Here is a 10,528-nt window from a genome sequence, read left to right as displayed (position 1 = left end):
ATAGTAATTTTGTAACAAGTTATGGATGGAGCTCTTTTCAATTAGAATACAGCGCACTTTTCAATTAGTATCTACAAAGTGAACGGAAAGAACGAGCACTTCATTAACAATAAACTATTATATTCATTCAATAACGAATAAGATCATGGAATTATCTTGGGGAAAATGTACTATCAAAATTGGAAAGCTGCAAAGCAGCGGAGAAGCTCCTTCATCTTGGATTGATATACCGACACCTGTCGAGAACTCTACAAAATTGACACCTACAAAAGGTGCGAAGAAAGAGGCCAAGATTGAAGGTGGAGAAAACGAGGCTGTCAAGTATGCGGCAAACACCTATACGTTTGAGTTTGAAATCCGGGCTGGCAAAGGCCGTAGAAAACCGGTGGAAGATACAGATGGTGTGATTACAGGTGAATACGCTGTCAAGCTCCAGCCTGAAGACAAAACTGTTGAAGGTATCATAATCGACAGAAGCGTGTTGTCCTTGGAGGATACATACGACACAGATAATGGCACCAAGTGGAAATATACCGCTGACGTATTGAAACCTAAGACCGGCAATCAGGTAAAATTCGAAGTCGTAAATTTTAATGGTGCCGGCAGCCTTCGAGTGATCATCACAGATGATGGCGGAGCCGGCATGTGGAAATTATCTACAGAAACGGACTGGCATCATAGCGGTACTTCAATTACCACAAAAGCCGGTCTTGTGACAATCATATATAAAGATATCGAAGGAAAAACACTGCCTACACAGACATCCGCTACTGTTAAAGATGGGGAAACAGTTGAAGTAAACGCGGTGTACACTTCTGCCGGATGATAATTTTCCATTCAGAGAACAGGCAAACGGAAAGACGTCCTTTACAGGTTGGAGGATAAACCTGCATCAAATTTATGATTTATGAATGACAAAGAGCGAAATATTGAGATGGATGTGGCCGACGCCATCATGGAAAGACCTGCCGGCTTTACCGTTGGCAAGCGGTCTTTCTTTATCCATCCCGTCACACTCGGCAAAATGTATCTTTTGGCCAGATTATTTGATTCCCTCGAAATAAGCAAACAGGTTGTTTCCACCAATCCTTATATGGAAGCCATAAGGATCTGCAAAACGAAACGTGATATTGTCTGCCGCATACTCTCCTACTCCACGTTCAACCGGAAGAACGATTTGTTCGACAATAGCAAGGTGGATAAGCGTACAAAATTGTTTTCCCGAACACTCTCTGAGGAGGAACTTGCTACCATACTGGTTCTCATTCTTACAAGTGATAATATGGATACCTTCCTGCGGCATTTCGGAATAGACAAAGAAAATACGGAAAGAAAACGGATAGCCAAAGTAAAAAAGGACAATAGCAGTATCTCATTCGGAGGCAACAGCACCTACGGAACAATGATAGACTTTGCCTGCCAAAGATACGGATGGACTTTTGATTATGTGGTATGGGGCATCAGCTATATCAATCTAAGGATGTTAATGGCTGATGCCATCACGACTGTATATCTGTCCTCTGACGAAATGAAACAACTCGGAATATCTGGCTCAGAAGAAATAATCGATGCCGGGAATCCAAAGAACAGGGAACGTATCAAAGCCCTGCTTGAGGAATGAATCGGAAAAACAGAACAATATTTTCATAATCGGTCAAAAAAATTACGGGGTCTATAATTTTATAACAAGAAAAATAGAACAAATGTCATGTCAATGCACATGATACCCATCAAATCGAAAAGACTATGGCTGGATTGCATTTTGATATAACTGGGGATAACTCCAACTTTTTACGCAAGCTAGAGGAAGCACGCAACGGAGTACGCAACACATCAAGACAAATTGAAGAAAGCGGGCTGAGTATTGAGAAGATATTCGGAAGACTGACCACGGCCGCAGCCACTTTCGGAATCAGTCTTGGAGCGCAGCAGCTCATCAGTGACATAGCTCGTGTACGTGGCGAGTTCCAGCAGCTTGAAGTGGCATTCCAGACAATGCTTGGAAACAAGGGACAGGCGGACACACTAATGTCCCAACTGGTACGTACCGCCGCCATCACTCCATTTAACCTTCAGGATGTAGCCAATGGTGCGAAACAACTGTTAGCCTATGGTACGGAGGCTAAAGATGTGAATGATACGCTTGTCCGGCTTGGGGATATCGCGGCAGGACTATCCATCCCTTTGAACGATCTGGTCTGGCTGTATGGTACCACCATGACACAAGGAAGGCTCTTCACACAGGACCTACGTCAGTTTATGGGACGTGGAATTCCATTGGCCGATGAACTTGCCAAACAATTCGGAGTAACCAAAGACAAGGTAAGCGAACTTGTGACAGCAGGAAAAGTAGGATTCCCCGAAGTGCAGAAGGCCATTGAATCCATGACCAATGAAGGCTGCAAATTCGGCGGTCTGATGGAAGCACAATCCAAAACCATTACCGGACAAATAAGCAATATCGAAGATGCAATTGACACCATGTTCAATAAAATCGGAAAACAAAACGAGGGTGTCATCAACAAGACCTTGTCCGGCATGTCTTATCTGGTGGAGAACTATGAGAAGGTAGGTCGGTTATTGACCGGACTTGTTGCTACATACGGTTCATACAGGGTTGCAGTCATGGTCGTAACAGCCATTCAGTCGCTTCAAACCTCCGGCATAGCGGCCCTGACTGTAGCGGAACGTGCCCACTACGGATGGCTGGTCTTGCAGACAACAGCACAAAAAGCGTTGAACGCTGTCATGCTTACTAATCCGTATGTGTTATTGGCAACGGCAGTTGTAGGGCTTGGAGCTGCCATGTGGGCATTATCCGACAGCACAACATCTGCTGAACGTGCTTTGGACTCGTACAACAAGAAAATAGAAAAACTCGACACGGACGAAGAAGATCGGAAACGTACTTTGGAAGGTCTTGTTAGCACCATTAATAGCGAGGTGGAAGCCGAGACCACTAAACTTAAAGCCTTAAAAGACATTGAGAAACTATATCCTGTACTCTTTAAGAAGTATGTCGATGAGAAAGGTCATATACATGACTTGACTGGGTTTTGGAAGGCATATAATGAAGAGGTTTCAAAATCCAGAACACAGTCAAAACAGGCTATAGTCGAATCTTTGGAACAACAAATAAAAAGTGCAGAATGGGCTTATAATCTGGCAAGGAAAGAGAACAACCGTTCCGAAATGAAGGTTCAGGCACAGCGTATCGAAGACCTGAAGAATGAATTGGCAAACGCAAGAAAAGATGTCTTGTCAGAAATCAATACCCAATTGGAAGTTGAGAACAGACAGGAAACACAAGAAACTACATATCAAGAGGATTTGGCAAATGCTAAAGTCGAATGGGAGAAAGCGAAAAAAGGGTACGAGGCCTTAATCAAAGATCAGACGGCTACATCGAAACAGGTGAAAGAAGCCAAAGATAAGATGGAGGCATCCGAAAAGACATACAAGGAGCTGGGCGGAGTAACCGGAAGCGCACTGACCAGACAGGAAAATCTAGCAAAAAAGCAAAAAGAAAATCAGGAAAAGCTGGACGGGCAACTTCTTTCACTTCACCGTCAGAACCAACAGGATGAAATCAACCTGATGAGAGAAGGCACGGAAAAGAAGTTGAAACAGATTGACCTTGATTATCAGAAACAGATTGATGCGATAAGAAAACAGGAGGAAGAATGGAGCAAAGCCGGTAACGGTAAGCTGACCGACAAGCAGGCACAGAAAATTTCAGAAGCTTATACCAATGCCGAAAGTATGAGAGATAAAGATATTTCCGATGTAACTGAAGGACAGCTGAAAGCCGAACAACAGGCTTTGAACGACTACTTGAAAGAATATGGCACGTTCCAGCAGCAGAAATTGGCTATCGCCCAAGAGTATGCGGAAAAAATAAGGAAAGCACAGGAAGAAAACGGTGTTAATAGTGCACAAGTAAAGTTACTGGAGAAACAACGTGATGTTGCCATACAGAACAAGGAAACAGAAGCCATAAAAGCCAATATAGATTGGGTTACTGTGTTCGGTGAGTTTGGTTCCATGTTTTCCGACATGATAAAGCCCGCCTTGGACGAAGCGAAAAAATATGTACGGACTGACAAGTTCAAGAACTCCGATCAGGCAAGCCAGAAATCATTGATTGACGCCATCAGCCAGATGGAAAAGTCTTTGGGTGGTACAAGTGGAGTCAACTTCAAGAAACTTGGAGAGGATGTAAAAGCCTATCAAATAGCAGAACAGAATCGTATCAGTGCCATAGGGATTGAAACAGCTGCTTTGGAAAGACTAAAGAAATCACAGGATGATTACACCAAAGCGCAGAAGGGCGGAACGGAAAGTGAGAAACAAGCCGCAGCAAACGCTCTTGAAACAGCACGGCAGAATGCTGACATTGCATCCGCCAATGTGAAGACACAGACTGATATCGCCAATCAGGCCCAGCGTAATGTGACTGATACTGCCACCATACTGAAAGCAAGCATGGAAAATTTATTGGGAGGCTTGCAGCAGATTTCATCCGGTGGATTGTATAACGCATATAGCGGAATTATCAAAACCGTGAACGGATTCAAGGATGTCATAGGAAAAACGTCAGAATCTCTTAAGGAGGTCCCCATTGTCGGATGGATTCTGTCCATCATTGACGTACTCAAAGACGGATTAAGTGATCTTGTCGGTGGTCTGCTTGATGCTGTTCTGAACGCTGTCAGTGGAATTATCGGTGATGTCTTGTCAGGGGATTTGTTTGTCACAATCGGCAAGTCATTGAGGAACGGCATAGGAAACATCCTGAACGCAATCTCATTCGGAGGCTTCAACTCCTTGTTTGGAATAGGTGGAAACGCCAAGGAAGTACAGGAAACGATAGACAGGCTGACGGACAGGAATGGAACTTTGCAAACGGCCATCGAGGATCTGACTGACGAGATGAAGGCAAGCAAGGGAATGAAATCGGTTGAATCTTACAGGGAAGCTGTAAAGTATCAGGAGGAAGTCAATAAAAACTATCTGCAAATAGCAAAGGAGCAAGCCGGATATCATAAGAGCCACGGCAGCTGGCAGCATTATCTGAAATGGACGGATGAAATGCTGGAACACGCAAGAAAAGCTACCGGCATGCAGGATTTCTCCGGCACCGATTCCTTGTGGAATCTGACCCCCGAACAGATGAAGGCTCTACGGTCGGACGTATGGTTATGGGATATCATGGAATCTTCCGGTAAGGGAGGTTACGGTGAGCGTGTTACCGACAAGCTGGATGATTATATAGAGCAGGCAGGAAAACTGGAAGAACTGACCGACAGTCTTTATGAGGGCCTGATCGGAATGTCATTCGATTCCATGTATGACAGTTTTATAAGCAGTCTGATGGATATGGAGAAGAGTGCGGAGGATTTTGCTGATGACATATCCAAATATTTCATGCAGGCGATGCTGTCAAATGCCATCGGTGAACAGTTTAGTGACAAACTGAGGACATGGTATGATAAATTCGGTGAAGCCATGAAGGATGATGGTACGCTTGACAATAATGAGCGTAAGGAGCTGATGGATGAATACATGGGTTATGTGGACGAAGCCATGAAGCTCCGTGACGAGCTTGCCGCAGCAACCGGATATGACAAGATTTCGCAAGAATCAACATCCCAGTCAGCTTCATCCAAAGGTTTTCAGGCAATGAGTCAAGATACTGGCGAAGAGTTGAACGGTAGGTTTACAGCATTGCAGATTGCAGGAGAAGAAATAAAAAATGCCATGCTGAATACGCTGGCGGTGGCACAAGCCATATCCTCATTTGCCAAAGACAACAATACAATGTTGACTGAGATAAGAAATCTGATGATTTCATCCAACGGTCACCTTGAAAGTATTAACAAATACACCAAACTAATTTATAAGTTTGGAAACAAGCTTGACGAAATAGCGAAAAATACAAAAAGTATATAAATATGCCACAAGAAGAACTGTTTATTAATGGAAAGGACGCTTATACCACATGGGGAATAAGCATGGATGACACTGCACTGTCCGCCCTCATGACCCCAGCACCCAATAAGGAGTTCATTGAGAACAAGAGCCGAATGGAGCATGGAAAGCGTGTGATAACAGCTGATCCCAAAAAGGACGAGCGCGATCTTACATTACAGATAAACCTGACAGCCCCTGATAAAGATACATTCTTTGCAAGGTATGACAGCTTTTGTAATGAGTTGGATAAAGGAATACTTGAAATAAAGACAAAGTATCAGCCCAATATAGTTTACAGGACTATTTATATTTCCTGTAACCAGTTCAGCCAATTCATGCAAGGCATAGGAAAATTCGTGCTGAAGCTGAATGAGCCTAATCCCAATAACAGAAATTCCCCTTGATATTATATTTGATTTTCAAATAAAATATATACTTTTGTTCAGCATTGTGTAAAGGCACACAAAACTTAATTATGGAACAAATCGACATCAAAGACATATCCGGTGCTATCCTGCTTACAACTTTGATCAATGAAGGCTGCAAGCGTAAGTTCACTCTGATGAAGGAGGACTACATCATGTTAAAGTTCTCCTTAGAGAATCCCATATATTTCAAACTTGGCTCATACGTGGAATGTAACTTCGGATTGTTCGAGGTGTGCGACTTGCAGAAGCCCGCATTCAACACCAATACCGCCGGCTACGATTACGAATTAAGACTTGACGCCTACTACTGGAAATGGAAAAACAAAATCTTCAAATATACCCCGGAGACGGCCGGACAGGAAGCGTCCTGGAACCTGACCGCCCCGCTTGACGTACAAGCCGGTATAGTCCTTAGAAATTTGAAAGCTCTTGGTTACACATACAAAGGACAGGATTTTGTTTTCTCCATTGATTCCACAGTCGAAAACAAGTCCCAGTTGATGAGTTACGATAACATCAACATCCTTGACGCTTGTTTTGAGATGGCGAAGAAATGGGATTGCGAATGTTGGGTGACTGAAAACATCATCCATTTCGGGCGTTGTGAGTCCGGCGATGCGGTGATTTTCGAGATCGGGAAAAACGTGCAGGAAATGTCACAGTCAGAATCCCAGTCCACCTATGCCACCCGTATCTACGCTTTCGGCTCAACAAAGAATATCCCATCTGACTACCGTCCGGTTGATGAGACCGTGGTTGTGAACGGCGTGGTGCAGCGCAGGCTGATGCTTCCCGAAGGCACTCCTTACATTGACGCTTATCCTGATATGACTACCGAGGAAGCCGTCGAGCAGGTGGTTATCTTCGATGAAGTCTATCCCCGAAGAACGGGCATCATGTCGGATGTCACCACTATCGAAGTGACGGACAAGGTGGAGAATGAGGACGGCACAACCACCGAGGAAAAATGGAATGCCTACCGCTTTAGGGACACGGGTGTTAACTTTTCCGAGAAATATATCCTCCCCGGTCAGGAGCTGAGGATACGTTTCGCGTCCGGACTTCTCAACGGTTTGGAGTTTGCCGTGAAGTTCAATCCTGAGGGAAAGCCGGAGATATTGGAGGATGGCGGATGGAACCCTGAGGCACAGCTTTGGGAGATAGTCAGGAATGAGGACTATGGCAGACCGCTTCCTGGTGATGTGCTCTTTCCCCAGGATGGAGATGAATATGTGCTTTCCGGCTGGGACAGCACGAAAATAACCGAACTTGGGCTTGTGGGTGCCGCCGAGCAGGAGCTGAAGGAAAAGACTGAAAAGTACGCTGCCAAATCCAAGATAGACCCGAGTACCTATGGCTGCACGATGATGTCAAATGACGCATACCGTGAGGATGGCATTCACAACCTCTACAGCATCGGTCAAAAGGTCAACCTTATCAACAAGGCTTATTTCGAGAACGGAAGGCAGTCAAGGGTTATCGGATTTGAATTCAATCTTGATTTAGCTTATGATTCCCCTATATATACTGTCGGGGAAACCGCCGCCTATTCTCGTATCGGGGAGCTGGAGGAAAAGGTTGAGAGCCTTACCCTAAAGGGACAGACCTATACGGGCGATGGTGGCAGCGGTGTGTATGTGATAAGAAGGAATGACTCTACACCGGCCACGGATAGTAACGTGTATTCCGCATTGCGCTCCTTAGTAATGTTCCTTCGTAAGGATCAAGCGGACGGAACAAATTTCTTATTGAAGTTCGGCAAGTTCATCGACTCCATGATTGCCGGTAAAGGTGCCGGTATCTATCCTGACGGGCGCGGTCAGTTCGAGCGTCTTGAGGTACGCGGCTCCGCAGTGTTCAAGGAAATCATCTATAACCGTCTGAACGCACAGGAAGGCGACACCTCATATTCCGAGAACGGAGTCATTGAGTCCGTGGCTTTAGAGAGCGACGGAACTTATACCCTGAAATTGCGCAAGCGCTGGGAGAATGACTTCACCGCATTCCAGGAGGGTGATATAGTGTACGGGATTGTAAACAACCTCTTTTCAACGGGGGAGTATTACGCCTCGTGGATGCGCGTGCTGTCCAAGAATGTCCCGGCCAACTCCATCTCGGTGTTGTCATACCCGGACAGTGAGGTGCCGGGCGGTAAAAACTATCCTCCCACAGAGTTGACGATCATTACCAGAAGAGGAAACGCCTTCAATGAGGACAGGCAAAGCTACTGGTATTTGTCCGCCACCACGGATAAATGTCTTGTCTGGCTGGAAGGAGTAACGAAGCCTGTCTTGGAACAGAACAACTATTACATGATATTGGGGCGTTTGCCCAATTTGGATTTGTTTGACAATCTCCCCGTCAACTATAAGCACTCGTACATATTCGCCCGTGCCGGCATCTTCGGTGAACTTTACCGTGTGGACTGGCAGGGACTGCCCGTACAGGAACTGGTGGACCGTGGCTTTTGGTCGGCCGAAGTCGCGTCCTCTGACAATCCTTACACCAATACGCAGGAGCGGGCGGACACGGTTTGGCACTACGGCTGCAAATGGAAGTGCCTGATGACGGGAACAGCCGACGAACCGCAATATGCGGCGGCCGGATGGGCGATGCTGGAAGGGAACCCGGAATTTACGATAGAGATCGGCAGCACAAAGGGGTGGTATTTTGATATCGAGACTTTTTCCACAACGCTATATATTACCGGCAAGCTGTACAACCGTGACGTGACAGATCATATATTTGACGCTGATGTGAGCTGGACGCGTGATACCGGGAATGTATCAGAAGATAACGCATGGGCGGTGAAGCGTGCCGGCGCCGGGAAAAATCTTCCTCTGACGATAGATGATCTCGGACCGAATTATACCAACATGCGGGTGTGTACGTTTAAAGCACAGGCGTTATTGCGTGACGGGCAGCAGTTTGAAGTGGCGGAGAATTTTGTAACATTTTAAAATGGTTTTATACAATGGCAACAAAGCAACGAAAAATAGAAATCAACTACCGGCTGTTACAAACCAGTTGTAACATCGAGGTGGTGGGCAGCGTGCCGGACATGCAGGTCTATCAGGCTGACAAAGCTGAATACACTCCGGACTATACGCTGACACCGCTGGTCCTGTTTCCGCGGTGCAACGCCACCGATCCGGAAGCGGTGACTAAAATCGGGGCGGTCAACTCCAGGCTGACCAACATGAAGTGGTACGAGCGCATCGGAACCACACGCACACTTATCACATCGACAAACACAGGCTACAGCATTACGGAGTCCGGTGACAGCAAGGGACAGATCACAATGAAAAAAAATGTCACCGTCCTAAAACCCGTCACGCTGGAGTTTTACGCAGAATATGCCGACACACGTACCGGACAGCTGTTTACTTTTCAGATGAGCCGTCTTGTCCGCGCGGTTGACGGTACGGATGCGATCCCCGTATTGACGATAGACAGCCCGTCCACGCTGGACTGGAACCCGGTGCGTGACATCACCGCACAGACCATCACGGCTAAACTGATGGTAGGCGACACGGACGTGACGGCTACGGGCAAATGCAAGTTCTTCTGGTACCGTCTGTTGTCTACGGGAGCGCTGGAGGCGATAACCACAGGAGCAGGTGACAACGACTGGGAGTTTGTATCACTGAACAAGAATGTATATAAGATTGACCGCAATTATATAGGTGATGACATCACGATTGTCTGCAAGGCCACCTATGCGGCTTCCGGGACTCCGGCATCAACCCCGGGCACATCGGACCCGGCAGTCTCTACGGTGATACGCCGCAGGATTCCGAAGATTGAAGCCGACTGGGAGGGCGTACCTACGGGTGTTCCGGATGGGACTTACGCCATCTTTCCCAGACCCGTCATTCGGGATACCATGGGGGTTATCCCGAATCCATCCGCCATGTTTAACTGTCACTGGTACGTCAAGAAGAGCGGAGATGCCGGATATGCCAAGGTTGCCGACGGATACTCTCCCAGGATACCTTTCAGCAACGGCATGATGTTAAAGCTGGAGGTGGAGGACAGAGGCCCTTACGTGGCGCTGACACAAGGCGGCAAGGTGCTCACACAGGGGGGCAAGGCGGTAGTAGTAAGAAAATTTGGATAACATTAAA

The 10,528-nt window shown here is 46.4% G+C and carries 6 protein-coding genes; all 6 read left to right on the top strand.

The features are described 5' to 3' along the window. Nucleotides 1–145 precede the first annotated feature (145 nt). The 6 genes from AB5062_RS19865 (at nt 146) to AB5062_RS19840 (ending at nt 10,521) form a co-directional block, all read left to right on the top strand. Complete coding sequence (locus AB5062_RS19865; RefSeq protein ID WP_005847512.1) at nt 146–826, top strand: hypothetical protein; 681 nt, start codon at nt 146–148, stop codon at nt 824–826. A gap of 81 nt (nt 827–907) precedes the next feature. Beyond that, entirely contained in the window at nt 908–1,621 is a 714-nt protein-coding gene (locus AB5062_RS19860) for a hypothetical protein (protein WP_005847510.1), read from the top strand. 125 nt (nt 1,622–1,746) lie between these two features. After that, complete coding sequence (locus AB5062_RS19855; protein WP_227238901.1) at nt 1,747–5,952, top strand: tape measure protein; 4,206 nt, start codon at nt 1,747–1,749, stop codon at nt 5,950–5,952. A 2-nt stretch (nt 5,953–5,954) separates the two neighbouring features. After that, a complete protein-coding gene (locus AB5062_RS19850) occupies nt 5,955–6,377 on the top strand; it encodes a hypothetical protein (RefSeq protein WP_117849324.1) in 423 nt (140 codons plus the stop codon). Between the two features lie 71 nt (nt 6,378–6,448). Beyond that, a complete protein-coding gene (locus tag AB5062_RS19845; protein ID WP_368326948.1) occupies nt 6,449–9,361 on the top strand; it encodes a hypothetical protein in 2,913 nt (970 codons plus the stop codon). Between the two features lie 14 nt (nt 9,362–9,375). Then, the gene (locus AB5062_RS19840; RefSeq protein ID WP_007856858.1) at nt 9,376–10,521 is read left to right on the top strand and encodes a hypothetical protein; all 1,146 of its coding nucleotides are present in this window, start codon (nt 9,376–9,378) and stop codon (nt 10,519–10,521) included. Nucleotides 10,522–10,528 lie beyond the last annotated feature (7 nt).

Source organism: Phocaeicola sp. RTP21359st1_B8_RTP21360_211022, from assembly GCF_040911965.1.
Classification (GTDB): domain Bacteria; phylum Bacteroidota; class Bacteroidia; order Bacteroidales; family Bacteroidaceae; genus Phocaeicola; species Phocaeicola vulgatus.
The sequence above is the reverse complement of the archived record's forward strand: the minus strand, read 5'-3'. Positions and strand labels throughout refer to the sequence as shown.

Bases quoted from the DNA above. Each gene is read 5' to 3' on its own strand.
- AB5062_RS19840 (WP_007856858.1), top strand. From the start codon at position 9,376: ATGGCAACAAAGCAACGAAAAATAGAAATCAACTACCGGCTGTTACAA.
- AB5062_RS19865 (WP_005847512.1), top strand. From the start codon at position 146: ATGGAATTATCTTGGGGAAAATGTACTATCAAAATTGGAAAGCTGCAA.
- AB5062_RS19845 (WP_368326948.1), top strand. From the start codon at position 6,449: ATGGAACAAATCGACATCAAAGACATATCCGGTGCTATCCTGCTTACA.
- AB5062_RS19860 (WP_005847510.1), top strand. From the start codon at position 908: ATGAATGACAAAGAGCGAAATATTGAGATGGATGTGGCCGACGCCATC.
- AB5062_RS19850 (WP_117849324.1), top strand. From the start codon at position 5,955: ATGCCACAAGAAGAACTGTTTATTAATGGAAAGGACGCTTATACCACA.
- AB5062_RS19855 (WP_227238901.1), top strand. From the start codon at position 1,747: ATGGCTGGATTGCATTTTGATATAACTGGGGATAACTCCAACTTTTTA.